The organism is Pseudoalteromonas citrea, assembly GCF_000238375.3.
GTDB classification, from domain to species: domain Bacteria; phylum Pseudomonadota; class Gammaproteobacteria; order Enterobacterales; family Alteromonadaceae; genus Pseudoalteromonas; species Pseudoalteromonas citrea.
The window spans coordinates 581,442-597,041 of the sequence record NZ_AHBZ03000014.1 but is presented as its reverse complement, the minus strand read 5'-3'; the positions used below and the strand labels follow the sequence as shown (position 1 = coordinate 597,041).

Genomic DNA, 15,600 nt, shown 5'->3' with positions numbered 1-15,600 from the left:
TTGGATTTTTAGTCAAGCTAAAACTTAACAAGTATCACTTCTTGAATGAATCGACTACCAAAATAGGCAAGTGTTACAAGCCCTGAGGCACCAATAATCGTAAATACTACTGGTTTACCACGCCAACCAAATTGATGGTGGCCAACAGTGACAGCTGAAAAAATTACCCAAGATATCATTGAGAGTACGGTTTTATGTATAAACTCTTTGTCAAACATACCTTCTAAAAATGCAAAACCCGAGAGTAAAGCTAAGGTAAGCAGCGCAGTACCTACGGTCAAAAGTTGATAAAGTTGTTGTTCAACTTGCATTAGTGGAGGGAGGTGGCTGTGCATAATAGCTAAATCTTTTTGCTTTAAGCGCTTATCTATAAAGAAGAACTGAATAGCATACAATGTTGCAATAATAAGCACGCAATAAGCAAGTAATGACAGTGAAATATGAACAACTAGGCCAATATCGACATTGATAGACTGCATAACAATATGGTGGGGAACGAATAAGCTCGCAGTTAAAAGCAATGCCGCAAAACCATACACGACGGGCAATAGTAGTGTAGCAGGGAACTTTAATGAGACCGTTGTGACACTAACAACGATAACCCAGCATGTCAGTAAGGCAACGTTAATAGTACTTAAATCTTGCCCTTCAGTAGTAAACACTGAGTTCACAAGTACGAGCATATGCGTCAATATAGCAAGCGTACTGAGAATAATTGTCAGTTTATGACTCGGCCCTTCTTTGTGAAAGAGGCGGGATAATACATGCCCCATGGCAAGCACATAAAAAACGCTGGCAATAAGAGACAAGCTAACAATCAACATATGATTTGGGCCTAATAATTATTTTCCTTAGATAGGCTATTGTATTTTAAGCCTCGCCACTTGCATAGAGTTTCTAAAAAGAATCTTTGTCTGCACTTGAATACTGTATTAGTTAAGAGCATATCAGTATAATGCAAAGCAATTACGATATATTGGAACCTATACATGTTTGAAAACCTCCAAGAACGCTTAGGTAAAACGTTAAAAAATATCAGTGGCAGAGGCCGCCTTACCGAAGAAAATATAAAAGACACTTTACGTGAAGTGCGTATGGCATTGCTCGAAGCCGATGTTGCCTTGCCTGTAGTTCGAGAGTTTGTCAAACAAGTAAAAGAACGTGCGGTGGGGGTGGAAGTAACAAAAAGCTTAAGCCCAGGCCAAGTGTTTATTAAAATTGTGCGTGAAGAACTTGAAAGCGCGATGGGTGAAGCAAATGAAGAGCTTAACTTAGCAGCTCAGCCGCCAGCCGTGGTGATGATGGCGGGTTTACAAGGTGCAGGTAAGACAACCAGCGTGGGTAAGCTGGCGAAGTTCTTAAAAGAGCGTAAAAAGAAATCCGTTTTAGTTGTCAGTGCTGACGTTTACCGCCCAGCAGCGATAAAACAGTTAGAAACATTAGCCAGTGAAGTTGATGTTGAGTTTTTCCCAAGCGATATTTCGCAAAAGCCGGTCGATATTGCAAACAATGCGATCAGTCACGCGAAAAAGAAATTTATAGATGTTGTGCTAGTTGATACTGCGGGCCGTTTGCATGTTGACACTGACATGATGGACGAAATTAAAGACCTGCATAACGCCATCACACCGGTAGAGACCTTATTTGTCGTAGATGCTATGACAGGTCAAGATGCGGCAAACACAGCAAAAGCGTTTGGTGAGGCATTACCCCTGACAGGTGTTATTCTGACCAAAACTGACGGTGATGCTCGAGGTGGTGCTGCGCTGTCTATTCGTCATATTACGGGTAAACCCATTAAGTTTATGGGTGTGGGTGAGAAAACGGATGCGTTAGAGCCGTTCCACCCAGATCGTATTGCATCTCGTATTTTGGGTATGGGTGATGTTTTATCACTTATCGAAGAAGTCGAAATGAAAGTCGACAAAGATAAAGCCGCCAAAGTAGCAGAGAAAGTATTTAAAGGTGATGGTTTTACACTGGAAGATTTTGCTGAGCAATTAAAGCAGATGAAAAACATGGGCGGCATGATGTCGATGCTTGAGAAGCTTCCAGGTATGAATAATTTACCTGATGCAGTTAAAGGCCAAGTAGGTGATAAGACGTTCTTACAGATGGAAGCTATCATCAGCTCTATGACGCCAAAAGAGCGTGCACGCCCTGATATTATTAAAGGTTCTCGCAAAAAGCGTATTGCAGCAGGCTCAGGAACTCAAGTCCAAGACATCAATAAATTATTAAAGCAATTTACTCAAATGCAAAAAATGATGAAAAAGATGAAAGGTAAAGGTGGTATGCAAAAAATGATGCGCGGTATGAAAGGCATGATGCCACCGGGCATGATGGGCGGCGGCCCTAAGTTTTAAGGTTTTATAGCGTTTTTTTCATATAAAATAAAAAAGAGGCGATAGCCTCTTTTTTATTGATCATAAAAGCAGCAGCATGTTATGGTTGTTTTTTACCCCTCAGATCAGCATTTAATCTACCTAAGTGTCATTTATCCGCACTTCTTACTTGCATTGTGGCTAAAAACTCGTACAATTCCCCAGCTTCCTATTGTGGGAAGTAAATCTTATTAATGAAAACAGTCAATCTATTCAGAGGACGGTATGGTAACTATTCGTTTGCAACGTGGTGGCGCTAAAAAGCGTCCTTTCTATCAAATTGTGGTTGCGGATAGCCGTTTCTCGCGTGACGGTCGTTTCATCGAGAAAGTAGGTTTCTTTAACCCTATTGCTCAAGGTCAAGAAGAGAAAATTCGTTTAGACTTAGCCCGTGTTGAACACTGGGTTGGTCAGGGCGCATCTCTAACAGATCGCGTAGCTAAGTTAGTTAAAGACGCTCGTAAAGCGGCTTAATAGGCGTAAGTGTAACCATGAGTCAAGAAAACACCTCGATTATTGTAGTAGGTAAGCTTGGTGCTCCTTACGGAATTAAGGGCTGGCTTAAGGTACATTCATTTACTGATGATCCCCAAGGGATCTTCGATTTCAGCCCATGGTTAATAGGGCAACAAGGTAAATGGCAAACCCTTGAAGTGAGCGACTGGCGTCGTCATAACAAGGGCTTTATCGCCAAGTTTGCGCAAGTAAACGACAGAGACGAAGCAATGGCGTATACCAATGCAGAAATTTCTGTTGATTCAGCGCAACTGCCGGAACTCCCTTCTGGGGAGTTTTATTGGCGAGATCTCATTGGCATGTCGGTTGTAACTGATAAAGGTTATGACCTAGGCACTGTTGATGACTTGATGGAGACAGGCTCAAATGACGTTTTGGTTGTGAAAGCAAACAAAAAAGATGCATTTGGTCAATCTGAACGTTTAATTCCTTTTTTAACTGATTCAGTTATTAAAGAGGTTAAACATGAAGAGAAAATAATTACTGTTGATTGGGATCCAGGCTTTTAATGAGTCAGCAAAATCCACTATGGGTAGGAGTGATTTCACTGTTCCCAGAAATGTTTGATGCGATAACCCAACAAGGTGTTACAGGGCGTGCAGTTAAAAACGGTTTAATCGATTTTAATTGTTGGAATCCACGAGACTATGCAGTTGATAAGCATAGAACCGTAGATGACAGACCTTATGGTGGCGGTCCTGGCATGTTGATGATGGTGCAACCATTACAGCAAGCTATTTTAGCTGCAAAATCTGCAGCTGGAGAAGGCGCTAAAGTAATTTATATGTCCCCTCAAGGGCGAAAACTAGATCAACAAGGTGCTGCTCAGTTAGCGGCATCTGAAAAATTGATTTTAGTAGCTGGTCGGTATGAAGGTATAGATGAACGGATCATCGAATCTCTTGTAGATGAAGAATGGTCCATTGGCGATTTTATTCTCAGCGGTGGTGAACTACCTGCTATGACATTAATTGACGCTGTAGCGCGATTAGTGCCTGGTGTATTAGGTCACAACCAGTCAGCTGAGCAAGATTCATTCTCGGATGGGTTGCTAGATTGTCCTCACTATACTCGGCCAGAAACATTGGATGACAAACAGGTCCCTGCTGTATTACTCAGCGGAAACCACCAAGCAATTGCTAAATGGCGCTTAAAGCAGTCATTGGGAAGAACTTGGCTACGTCGTCCAGACTTGTTGCGTAACCTAGCTCTGACTGAGGAGCAAGCGGCACTACTCGCTGAATTTCAGCATGAGTACCAAGAAGCTTGTGGCTAGAAGACAGTTACACCTAGGAATGTGAGAAATATAATGGCAAAAGTAAACCAAAATATTATTAAAGCGCTTGAAGAAGAGCAGCTTAAAAAAGACGTACCAGTGTTCGGCGCTGGTGATACAGTAGTTGTACAGGTACGTGTAAAAGAAGGTAACAAAGAGCGTCTACAGGCTTTTGAAGGTGTTGTAATCGCTAAGCGTAATCGCGGTCTACATTCAGCTTTCACTGTTCGTAAGATCTCGAACGGTGAAGGTGTTGAGCGTGTATTCCAAACGCACAGCCCTCTTATCGATAGCGTTACAGTTAAGCGTCGCGGTGCAGTTCGTCGTGCTAAGCTTTACTACCTACGCGAGCGTTCAGGTAAATCAGCACGTATTAAAGAAAAACTTAATTAATACGAGCGTTTATCACGCTGAAAAAACAGGCCACTCTTTGAGTGGCCTGTTTTGTTTTGTGCGCTATATTCTAGTGACTGATTATTTTATACCTTTTCTCATCACTTTGTTCCTGTTAGACTGGCTGTATTATATATTTTACACTGTAATTTTAAGTTTACACTATGGCTGATGGAATTGATTTACATGTATTAAGACAAGGCATTGATGCTTGTGATACTGAACTTGTGGCATTACTGGCGAAGCGCCGCGCTTTGACAGAACAAGTTGGGATTGTTAAGCAGCAAACAGGGGCGCCTTTGCATGCACCGGAACGAGAGGCTGAGTTGATTTCAGCGAGACGTGAACAGGCGCTTGAAAGTGGTGTTAACCCCGATTTAATTGAAGACATACTCAGGCGTATGATGCGTGAAGCGTATGAGAATCAACAAAGTTTATTAGCCTGTGTAGCCCCTGAACTGTCGCCTATTGTTATTGTAGGTGGTGAAGGTGCTATGGGGCAGTTGTTTGCCAAACAATTCCGTCGTTCTGGCTATGAAGTGCGAGTGTTAGATAAAGCTCAGTCTAGCCAAGCTGAAGCTATACTAGCAGATGCAAAGTTGGTGCTGATCAGCGTACCTATTAATGCATTGGAAGAGGTAGTTGCAAAATTACCGGCCTTACCAGATGATTGCGTTCTCGCCGATATTACTTCGATAAAGCAGGGGCCTGTAAAAACGTTAATGGATAAGCATTCAGGTCCTGTTGTGGGGTTGCATCCCATGTTTGGTCCAGATATATCTCATTGGGTTAAGCAAACGGTGGTTGTATGTGATGGTAGAAGAACAGGCGATTATCAAGGCCTATTGCAACAATTAACTATTTGGGGATGCCAGTTAGTCAATATCGACGCTAAAAAACATGACCAAGCAATGCAAATTATTCAAGTCATGCGTCATTTGACGACGTTTGTTTATGGTCAATTTTTAGCTAAGCAATCTCACACTTTACAAGAGCTTCGAAGTTGTTCTTCGCCTATTTACCAACTTGAACTGATGATGGTGGGAAGATTGTTTGCTCAATCACCAGAACTGTATTCTGACATAATGCTTGCACAATATAATGATGTTGAGGGGCTGTTAGCAAGCTATCAGGATACGTTTAGCAGCACCTTAGAATTATTGAAAGCAGGGGATAAAGACGCTTTGATAGGGGCATTTGCACAAGCAAAAGAGTATTTTTCTTGCAGTGTAACTCAGTTCCTATCTCAAAGCCGAGGGTTGTTAAATAAAGCGAATGATGCAAAAGTATTAGACTAAAGGAAAGAGAAATAGCGCTAATGCGCTATTTCTTTGTTAGATCATAAGACATCAACGGCTTGTAACGATTCACTTTGATAGCAGCCCAACACTCTAACAAATTGAGTATGCTCTTTAAGTTGCTCCATCGCTTGTTGCACTCGTTTTTCGGCGGTGTTTGCTAATAAATCTACGTAGAATACTTCTTCCCAAGGGTTTCCTGGTACTGGTCTTGATTCTAATTTAACCATATTGATATTATGGCACTTGAATACCATCAAAGCGTCAGCCAGAGAACCGACTTGTTGTTTTGTTGCCATGATTAAACTGATTTTGGTAGGAAGTTGCGTAGAGACCTGTAATGACTCCCGTGCAACAACAATAAATCGACTATGATTTTCAGCTTGATTTGCCAAACCGGTCTTGATGACCTCTAAACCAATATTTTTACCAGCTTGTGCTGAGGCAATTGCGGCACTCTGTGGTGTCTCTAGTGCAGATTGCAGTGCGCTGGATGTTGAATCGCATGTTTCGTGTTGTATGTCACCAAGCCCCTGTAAAAAACGGCTACATTGGGCAAACGGCTGATGATGTGCAAATATCTTACTTATGTCTTTTAATTCGGTGCCAGGGTTTGTTAATAAACAATGCTCTACTGTTTGCGTTACCTCACCGACGATAGAAACCTGAGCATGCTGCAGCAAATCGAAAACTTCGTTGATACTACCAGAGCTGGTATTTTCGATAGGAAGCAGACCGTAATCAGCTTGGCCACGTTCGACCTGTTCGGTAATTTTGTCAAAGCTTGGACAGCCAAGTTCAACGACTTTACCTGGGCGACGACTAAAATATTTATGGCACGCAAGTTGGCTATAAGAGCCTTGGCCACCTAAATAGGCAACTCTATGAGTATCGCCTAATGCCTCAGGGTTAAGGTTTTTTTGCAATAAAGCTTGTTGATTTAATACTGAGTCTTCCAAGATCGTTTGGAAAACACTATTAATATAAAATGCATCAAGGCCTAGTGACTTGCCATAGCTGATGAGCTTTTCTAGCAGTACTTGCTCTCGCTCTTCGTCTCTGATCGGTTTATTGTTGGTAATTTTGTATTCTAATACGCTGTGGCTTATCCGACGGCGCTTAGCAAGTAGCACCATTAGGTCGGAATCAATTTCATTGATATCGCGACGCAGTGCATTTAATGTGTTTTCAGTCATAGGTCCTCTCATTCCCAATGCAAAAAAAAGCCTCCCAGTTGGGAGGCTTAGCTATTTGTGTTACACGCAAACAGTTCAGCCTCTTCACCTAAAGAAGAAGCCAAAAAAGAAATATGGAGTGCGGGCAATCAAAATTGTCATATTGTGTTATAAATAAATTAAATTAAATATATTATTAGCACACTTTAAATTAGTTCTAAAGTGATAATTTTGAATAATTGCTCGCTAAGCGAAATAGCTCTTAGTGTCAGTTAGTGATACAAACGTGACTTATGTTATCTGTATCTGTTATATTAATTTTAGATTAATGAAAAAAATTATAATTATGATAAGGGTTTAAAAGTGGTCAATCGTCGGCCCCCTTCAAGGTTTGGTGCAAACTCTCTCAGTGTGAAGCTATCAATGTTGATATCAGCAGTGTGCTTAGTTGCTGGTGTTTTTGCTGCTGCATTAATGCTTAAATCAGAAGAAAGGCAGCTGATTTACGAAGAGTACTCAGAGTTAAAACGAGTAAGTAGCCAAGCGGTTTACCAGTTCAGCCAGTACTTAAATTTGAAAACGAGTTTAGCTGAACAAGCAAATATTGTTGTTGCCAAGCAATTGTTTATCGAACCGACCCTGTTACCAGAACAGTTAACTTCTCAAATAGCTGAAAGGAGTGGTGAGTTCCGCAGCACCTCAAAGAATGGCCTGTCAGCCGCTTATTTATCGAGTGTTACTTTAACACAAAATGATAGGCGTTTATTTACACAGTCAGAATCATTGTGGAACATTATTGCGCCACCCTTACTTCAAGATTTTTTTAACTTCTATTTAGTGACTAAAGAAAATTTTGTGAGAATAGCCCCGCCTAATATTTTGTTGAACAGCTCGCCAAATAACGCATTGTTCAGTACTCATGCTCTACCGTTACTAAGAGAAGAGCTAAACCCAACGAGAGAGGCAATATGGTCTCGAGTACATTTTGATAATGTTTGGAACAAGTGGGTGATAAGTATTTTAGTGCCACTTTACAATAATGAGCAGTATGTTGGCTTCACAGGCACTGATTTGGAGCTTACGACATTGCTCTCTCATTTGCCTGCCCCGGACTCTCGACAAGGGTTTGTGATATTTGATCAGCAAGGACATATTATAGCAGCGCCTAATTTAGGCACTCAGCGAGCATCAGGTACAGATTCACCAGATAGGCCTATTTCAATACCCGCATTGAACACTGTTATCGAGTCAGCTTTATTGGTTAAATTACCAGAGTTTCAAGATGAATTTACATTAGAGGGTGAAGGTCACATTATTAATATCCAACAGCTTAAACAGCTCGATTGGTACATTGGTGTTTATAAAAAGCGTGACTCTGCATTGTCTGCATTGGAAGAATTAAAAGTTAAGTTCTTTGGTTTATTTTTACTTTATGCATTATTTGTTGCTCTTTTATTACATCAAGTGTTGTATCAGTTGGTTTTAGGGCGGATAAACTTGTTGGTAAATGCAGTAGTTGGATTTGGTCGAGGGCAATGGGATATGCCGTCAATGCCCAGTAGTAAAGATGAAATAGGGCAACTCAACGCTTCATTTAACGATATGAGTGAAGAAATAAAAAAGTTGGTTACAGGCTTAAATCAACGTATCACAGAAAAAGAAATTGCAGAAAAAGCGGCAAATAGGCTGTCAAAGGCAGTATCCTTTTCGGGCACTGCGGTGGTTATCACCAATGAACATTTTCAAATTGAATATGTAAATCCGAAAATGTTAGAAATGACCGGCTTTGAAGAAAGTCACTTTTTGAGTGCCCCTTTATTGAGCATTATTTCTAAAGATATGGCGATTGTGGTTGATGACATTGATATAGATTTACGCAGTAGGAATTACTGGCGTGGCGATACCATGTTAGCTGGTTCTGATCCAAAACCGATTTGGGTTAGCCTCAGTATTTCCCCGATTAGAGAAGACGGAGGGCAAATTTCTAGTTATGTGGCGTCGGCGCAAGATATTTCCTTTGTGAAAGAAAGTCAGCGCAAAATGGAAGAGTTAGCGTATTTTGATACATTAACAGGTTTGGCTAATAGGACCTTCTTTAGAATGCAGCTGCGAAAATCAATGGCGTTGGCTGAACGTGGACATTATGCATTTGCCTTGTTTTATTTTGATTTAGATGAATTTAAACGCATTAATGACACGTTAGGGCATGATGCTGGTGATCGGCTGTTAGTCGAGGTCGCTGATCGACTCAAGTTGCGGTTAAGATCTGAAGACACTATCGCACGGCTCGGTGGTGATGAATTTGCTGTGCTTTTAAGTGGGATTGAAAAGCGTGAAAATGCGATGGAAGTGGCGCATATTATTCAACGCACGTTGAATAAACCAATTAAGCTAGGCAATAACGAAGTAATTGTCAGTGCCAGTATTGGTATCACCATGGCGCCATTTGATAGTAAAGAAGAAGAGCAATTATTAAAACATGCTGATTTAGCTATGTATGAGGCCAAAGCCAAAGGCCGTAATACATTTCATTTTTATTCCCAGGAGCTTGATGCGGCCGCTAATGAACGTTTATACATTGAAAATGAGTTAAGGCAGGCAATAAAAGCAAAACAATTTACCTTGTTTTATCAGCCTCAGGTTGATTGCCAAACATTAAAAATTGTCGGTTATGAGGCATTGATCCGATGGAAACATCCTGAAAAAGGCATGATCCCACCAACGAAGTTTATTCCAATTGCAGAGGCAACCGGCTTAATTGTGGAGTTAGGTGCGTGGGTATTGGAAGAAGCATGTTTATTTTCGATGCGGCTACAACGTCAAGGCCGCTCAGGTAACATGTCTATTAATCTGTCTGCTCGACAGTTCAAAGACGCTCATTTAATTGATGAAATCTCTGATGTGTTACAAAAAACCCAAATGCCGGCTGAAAAACTCCATTTGGAATTGACGGAAAGCATGTTAATGGGAGATGTTGAAGCTGCCATTGCTCAATTACATCAGATGAAAGATCTCGGTGTGGGTTTGTCGATTGATGATTTTGGCACCGGTTACTCTTCGTTAAGCTACCTTAAGCGTTTTCCTGTAGATAGCCTAAAGGTGGATAGATCATTTGTAAAAGATATACCAGCTGATTCAAATGATATGGAGATCACAGCGGCGATAATAGCAATGGCTCAAAAACTTAACCTACAAGTTGTTGCTGAAGGGGTTGAAACAAAAGAACAGGTGGCATTTTTGAAGCGCAATAATTGCTACATAGTTCAAGGCTATTACTATAGTCCACCTTTACCTGAGCATGAAATTGAAATCTTTCGTTCTCAATTACAAGATAGTGCCGGTAATTAGTAATTAACCGCCGGCAATTTTTACTTTAAAGTTAAGTGATTCCAGTATTAACTTAAGCTTAGTACGGTCATCACCTTGTACTTCAATGATATTGTCTTTTAGCGCACCGCCTTGACCCATTTTACTTTTTAGTGTTTTAGCTAATTTTTTAAGGTCATGTTCTTGAGGATCTATGCCAACAACGAGCATGACACCTTTCCCTTTTCGGCCTTTTGTTTGCTTTTCAATCCGCACTGCACCGTCTTTAAATAGTTTGGCTTGCGCTTGCGGCTTTGCCTCATCGGTGTTGATGCGGCCTATGTCGGTAGAGTATACCAAGCGGTTATCTGACATTTTATCCCACTTTTATTTTTTGTCCTATTAACACGTTATTTTAGATATTTTACTGCCTGATACCAAGCTTATTTTACGTTATAGAGCGATTAAAAAGAGGGGGTATAAAAATAAATTACATTTGATAACGTTAATTTTTGGCGAAAAAATGTAAAAGCGTTATATTTAAATCAGTGCACGGATAACAAATTCAAACCATATTAGGAGCTTAAGATGAGTTTGAGCAAGAATGCTTCAGCGGATGGGAAAACATTGACCATTCAAATCAGGGGAAAGTTCGATTTTAATTTAGTACAGTCATTTCGCCAAGCGTATGCAGAGGTGGGGGAACAGACTGAAAAAGTAGTCATTGATTTACGTGAAACCGACTATATGGACAGTTCTGCGCTAGGTATGTTACTTAATATGAAAAAAACTTTGGGGGACTCAATTGGTAGTATCCATATTAGCAATTGCCGCCCGCAGTTAAAGAAAATATTGCAAATATCGCGCTTCGACAAAAAGTTTGATATCGATTAACTTACTACTAAAAGGCCTTAGCCTGTGCGTATTCTTGTTGTCGATGACCAACCCCTGAACTGTACTTTACTCAAAGCAATGCTCGAGCAGCAGAGCTATCATGTAGAGGTTGCGAATGATGGGGTTCAGGCACTGGATGTATTGCAAAGTACAGATATAGATATTGTTTTGTTAGATGTGATGATGCCAGTGATGGATGGCTTTGAAGCCGCACCAAAGATAAAGCAGTTGGCTGGAGATGTGTATTTACCCGTGATATTTATCACGGCATTAGAGGACCATGCAAGCTTTGAAAAATGTTTAGCCGTAGGGGGTGATGATTTTATTCATAAGCCTTTTGATAGAATAATATTATCGGCAAAGATTAAAGCGCATGCCCGCACCAGAAAACTGAGCCAAGAAGCCCATTTACAAAAAAAGCAGCTTGAATATCACTACAATCAAACTGAGCGTGAACATGAAATAGTTGAGCATATATTCAGCAATGCGCTATCACAACAGAATAAGTTCCCGCAACATTGTGATTTTCATTTATCTCCAGCGTCGATGTTTAATGGTGACATGTTTTTAATGGCAAAAAGTCCGATGGGTGGCTTTTATTGCTTATTAGGAGATTTCACAGGTCATGGTTTGGCAGCAGCTGTTGGCGCATTGCCCGCTTCTAGAGTTTTTTATACCATGGTTAATAAGGGAATGGCTGTCAATGATATTGCCTTCGAGTTAAATAATGTCTTATATAGCTTATTACCTGGCCATATGTTTTGCGCCGCGGCTATTGTGGAACTGAGTGAATCAGGAAAAAGTATTTCAGCTTGGCTCGGCGGCCTTCCTGATTGCTATCTAATAGATCAACAAGGTAAATTACTTAGAACGTTAGAGTCGCAACACATGGCGTTGGGTATTTTAGATGAAGACGAATTTGAAAGAAATTTAATCCATCTTGAAGTAAAACCAGATCAACGGCTTGTGATGGCCACCGATGGGATAATTGAAACTGAAAGCCAGCAAGGTGAGATGTTTGGTGAAGAGTTATTAAAAAAAATGTTATCTAGCACTGCGTTAATAACGACATCAGATATAATCGACAAGGTTCATACGTTTTCAGAACATGGTGAGCAGCAAGATGATTTGAGTATTGCAATTATTAACTGTATTGCTAGTGAAGCGCACCGACTAGAAGAACCGATATATTCAAGTTTACCATTTAACTTTTCCATGAGCCTTAATGCAAATCAGATGAAAGGCACCGATCCTATTCTAGAATTGGTCGATGTTTTAAGTCAGGTCGAAGGGATCAATGAACATCGCTCTAACATATTTTTGCTGCTGTCAGAGGCGTATAACAATTCACTCGATCATGGCGTACTGGGTCTCGATTCTGAAATTAAAAACCAAGAAGATGGTTTTTTTGAGTTTTACCAATTAAGAGAGCAAGCACTTACCAACCTTAATGATGCTTTAATTATCATTTCAGCACGATACTGTCCTGATTCCTTATGCCTTTATTTTTCTATATGTGACTCCGGTAATGGTTTTCGCAATAAGCAAAGCCATGGTACTGAACTATCACGAGAACATGGCAGGGGTTTAAGTTTACTTACTGAAATTGCACACAGTATCAGGTATAACCATGCTGGTAATGAAGTAGAGATGGTGTATTCATTACAATAACTTTTCTTACAATCTGCATTCCATTATTCGTAACTTATGTCCACTTTCTCCGATTTGATTACTTTCAGTAGCTAGTTTTGAGCGTTTTACTCCCCTCGGTAGGGGAAACAGAACATTTGCAAAAAAGTATTTTCATGTTAATCTCCAAATATACTTATAGATGTGTAGATGGCTAAATGATTTCAAAATACCTAACTCGTGCTAACGTGGATATCAACGTTTTTCAAATTGAAGAGGCATTGTCTGAACTGGATCGTTTTATCGCTGAGACAGCGAATAAACAGGAAGCGGTTTGGTCGTTTATGATCCCAGAATTAGGGGAAGGTGGAGCATGTAGTTTATTTGGGCATCTGCAAGAGACTCCGTTTGAATTAGATAGCTATTTAGCGCGTTCTGAAGACAACTGTCAGCGTCTAAGCCAATTACAAAGTATTGTCTATTATATTGAGCAAAAAACGCATGTAGATTGGTTTGGGATCTATCAAAATATTACGACAAAAGATGGGCTACAGCTATTAAAGCTGGCTTATTGTGGTGCACCTAGCCGGCCGCTGTTTCCAGTCAATGATACTTTTGCTGCAACCAGCAATAATGTACAAGTTGTCATGAGCGGCTTAGGCCGTGTTATTAACAATGTACAAAATTACGTAGCAAATGGCGGTGAGTATTATACATGCGATCCAAAAGTACAGTCTGAAAGCTGCTTACCACTTTATAATGAACAAATGCAATGTATTGGAATTATTGATGCAGAAGCGTTTCGGAATGATTTTTTTACAGCGGAAACTTTAGCAATACTAATTGCGGCATGCATTAGAATTCCTCATTATTTACCGTGAGGGCTAGACTATTGTTATAGACAATTTATGTTACTATAAAGCCAGTTTTAACCCCGTTTATTCAGTGCATATAAGCTGTTATGCCAATTAGCTTTATGCTGAGATTACACTAATAAAAGAGATAACCTATGTTCTCAACATTGAAACCTTTACCGACAGATCCGATCCTTGGTCTTATGGCTGCATACAAGCAAGATACAAACCCGAATAAAATTGACTTGGGCGTAGGTGTTTATAAAGACGAGCAAGGTAATACTCCAGTTTTAAAAGCAGTAAAAAAAGCGGAAGCATTTAGATTAGAAAACGAAACAACGAAATCTTATATTGGCCTTGCAGGTAACTTAGACTTTTGTCAGAAAATGGAGTCATTGCTTCTTGGTGAGCACAAAGCGTTATTAGCAAACCGTGTACGTACAGCACAAACTCCAGGTGGTACAGGTGCACTCCGTGTGGCTGCTGAGTTTATAAAGCGTTGTAATACAGATGCAACTGTTTGGGTTACAACACCTACATGGGCTAATCATATTAGCTTATTCGAAGCAGCAGGCCTGACAGTAAAAGAATATCCTTATTATGATTATGAAAATAAGGGTTTATTGTTTGATGAAATGATCGATACATTAAAACAAGTACCAAAAGGGGATGTTGTTTTAATACACGCGTGTTGTCATAACCCAAGTGGTATGGATTTAAATGAAGCGCAGTGGAAAGTTGTTGCTGATCTTGCAAAAGAAGTTGGTTTTACGCCACTGGTAGATATTGCGTATCAAGGTTTTGGTAGCAGTTTAGATGAAGATGCAAAAGGTTTACGCTTATTGGCTGACACAGTCGAAGAAATGTTGATTTGCTCTTCTTGTTCGAAGAACTTTGGCCTTTACCGTGAACGTATTGGTGCATGTTCATTGATTTCTAATAATAGCGCGACGGCAGATGTATCAAACTCAGTATTATTGAGTGTTGTCCGTAGTATTTACTCAATGCCGCCAGCACATGGTGCTGATATTGTTAATACCATCCTAAGCAGTACAGAGTTGACTCAACTTTGGCATGATGAGTTAGATGAAATGCGCACACGTATTAATGGATTACGTAGCCTGATTAAGAATAGCTTGGCAGAAAAGGGTGTTGCTCAGGACTTCTCATTTATTGATCAACAAAATGGGATGTTTTCATTCCTTGGTATCAATAAAGAGCAAATAGATCGCCTGCAAAAAGACTATGCCATTTATATCGTAGGCTCAAGCCGCGTAAATGTTGCTGGCGTTAGCCAAGCAAATATAGATTATTTCTCAAATGCGATTGCTGACGTTTTAAAATAACCAGCATTAGGCATAAAAAAACCGCTCTATGAGCGGTTTTTTTATGCCTGATTAATCTTTGTTACTTTTTCATCAGTGTCATCAGTATCTGCTTTTTTTACTTTTTTTGGCGTGTCGGGTTTAGCGCCTTTAAGTACGGATAAGAATTCATCTTTTTGCTTGGCGATTTCGAGTGCTAAAGATTCAACTTGTTGCTCGCTCAACGGCACATCTACTTTACTAAGCATTTGCTCAAGTGATTCAGCGACGTCCAACATTTTATCGTAAGCATCAGCCTCTTTTTTACTGGTAAAGGTCATGCGCTCGACTCCATTTCTTTCTACAACATACTTAATAACAACAGCCATGATCACTCCTGCGTAACACTGTTTTTTTATACAGTAATATTTTAAATTGTAACTTGCAAGCAGATTATCATAGTTTTAACGTTAATAATATGACAGCACAGAATCAATTCTTATAATAAATTTGTTTATATACAGTATGTTAGTGTTTTTTCTGTGTTTTTAATTTGACAAACCTTTGACCA

Annotated in this window: 15 protein-coding genes; 11 read left to right on the top strand and 4 right to left on the bottom strand. The window is 40.0% G+C overall.

The window, feature by feature from the left end; genetic code table 11:
• Positions 1-17: 17 nt before the first annotated feature.
• A complete protein-coding gene (locus PCIT_RS06000) occupies positions 18-824 on the bottom strand; it encodes a cytochrome C assembly family protein (RefSeq protein WP_010362253.1) in 807 nt (268 codons plus the stop codon).
• A gap of 165 nt (positions 825-989) precedes the next feature.
• Here PCIT_RS06000 and ffh point away from each other — a divergent pair, with 165 nt between their 5' ends.
• From ffh to tyrA, 6 genes are all read left to right on the top strand, one after another.
• Entirely contained in the window at positions 990-2,366 is a 1,377-nt protein-coding gene (gene ffh / locus PCIT_RS05995; protein ID WP_010362252.1) for a signal recognition particle protein, read from the top strand.
• Positions 2,367-2,609: 243 nt separating this feature from the next.
• Entirely contained in the window at positions 2,610-2,858 is a 249-nt protein-coding gene (gene rpsP / locus PCIT_RS05990) for a 30S ribosomal protein S16 (protein ID WP_010362251.1), read from the top strand.
• A gap of 17 nt (positions 2,859-2,875) precedes the next feature.
• Positions 2,876-3,409 carry a ribosome maturation factor RimM gene (rimM, locus tag PCIT_RS05985; RefSeq protein WP_010362250.1) on the top strand — a complete coding sequence of 178 codons (534 nt, stop codon included), beginning with the start codon at positions 2,876-2,878 and terminating at the stop codon, positions 3,407-3,409.
• Positions 3,409-4,176, top strand: a complete 768-nt coding sequence (gene trmD, locus PCIT_RS05980) for a tRNA (guanosine(37)-N1)-methyltransferase TrmD (protein ID WP_010362249.1) — start codon at positions 3,409-3,411, stop codon at positions 4,174-4,176. The genes rimM and trmD overlap by 1 nt, the downstream gene beginning before the upstream one ends.
• Before the next feature lie 33 nt (positions 4,177-4,209).
• Positions 4,210-4,569: a 50S ribosomal protein L19 gene (rplS, locus tag PCIT_RS05975; protein WP_010362248.1), complete on the top strand. Its 360-nt coding sequence runs from the start codon at positions 4,210-4,212 to the stop codon at positions 4,567-4,569.
• A gap of 164 nt (positions 4,570-4,733) precedes the next feature.
• Complete coding sequence (gene tyrA / locus PCIT_RS05970) at positions 4,734-5,867, top strand: bifunctional chorismate mutase/prephenate dehydrogenase (protein ID WP_010362247.1); 1,134 nt, start codon at positions 4,734-4,736, stop codon at positions 5,865-5,867.
• Positions 5,868-5,908: 41 nt separating this feature from the next.
• Here tyrA and PCIT_RS05965 read toward each other — a convergent pair whose 3' ends face one another.
• Positions 5,909-7,063: a chorismate mutase gene (locus tag PCIT_RS05965; RefSeq protein WP_010362246.1), complete on the bottom strand. Its 1,155-nt coding sequence runs from the start codon at positions 7,061-7,063 to the stop codon at positions 5,909-5,911.
• A gap of 342 nt (positions 7,064-7,405) precedes the next feature.
• On the opposite strand from PCIT_RS05965, the gene PCIT_RS05960 reads away from it, so the two are divergent.
• On the top strand, positions 7,406-10,390 hold the full coding sequence (locus PCIT_RS05960; RefSeq protein WP_010362245.1) for a bifunctional diguanylate cyclase/phosphodiesterase: 2,985 nt from the start codon (positions 7,406-7,408) through the stop codon (positions 10,388-10,390).
• A gap of 3 nt (positions 10,391-10,393) precedes the next feature.
• On the opposite strand, the gene PCIT_RS05955 is transcribed toward PCIT_RS05960, so the two are convergent.
• Complete coding sequence (locus PCIT_RS05955; protein WP_010362244.1) at positions 10,394-10,723, bottom strand: SUI1 family translation initiation factor; 330 nt, start codon at positions 10,721-10,723, stop codon at positions 10,394-10,396.
• A 213-nt stretch (positions 10,724-10,936) separates the two neighbouring features.
• Between PCIT_RS05955 and PCIT_RS05950 the strand changes: the two genes are divergently transcribed.
• The 4 genes from PCIT_RS05950 to PCIT_RS05935 all read left to right on the top strand — a co-directional run bounded on the left by PCIT_RS05950 (position 10,937) and on the right by PCIT_RS05935 (position 15,071).
• A complete protein-coding gene (locus tag PCIT_RS05950) occupies positions 10,937-11,242 on the top strand; it encodes an STAS domain-containing protein (RefSeq protein WP_010362243.1) in 306 nt (101 codons plus the stop codon).
• A 24-nt stretch (positions 11,243-11,266) separates the two neighbouring features.
• A complete protein-coding gene (locus PCIT_RS05945) occupies positions 11,267-12,913 on the top strand; it encodes an ATP-binding SpoIIE family protein phosphatase (RefSeq protein WP_010362242.1) in 1,647 nt (548 codons plus the stop codon).
• Positions 12,914-13,089: 176 nt separating this feature from the next.
• Positions 13,090-13,752, top strand: coding sequence for a histidine kinase (locus PCIT_RS05940; RefSeq protein ID WP_010362241.1), 663 nt, complete (start codon positions 13,090-13,092; stop codon positions 13,750-13,752).
• Positions 13,753-13,880: 128 nt separating this feature from the next.
• A complete protein-coding gene (locus PCIT_RS05935) occupies positions 13,881-15,071 on the top strand; it encodes an amino acid aminotransferase (RefSeq protein WP_010362240.1) in 1,191 nt (396 codons plus the stop codon).
• A 41-nt stretch (positions 15,072-15,112) separates the two neighbouring features.
• Here PCIT_RS05935 and PCIT_RS05930 read toward each other — a convergent pair whose 3' ends face one another.
• The gene (locus PCIT_RS05930) at positions 15,113-15,418 is read right to left on the bottom strand and encodes a YebG family protein (protein ID WP_010362239.1); all 306 of its coding nucleotides are present in this window, start codon (positions 15,416-15,418) and stop codon (positions 15,113-15,115) included.
• Positions 15,419-15,600: the final 182 nt, after the last annotated feature.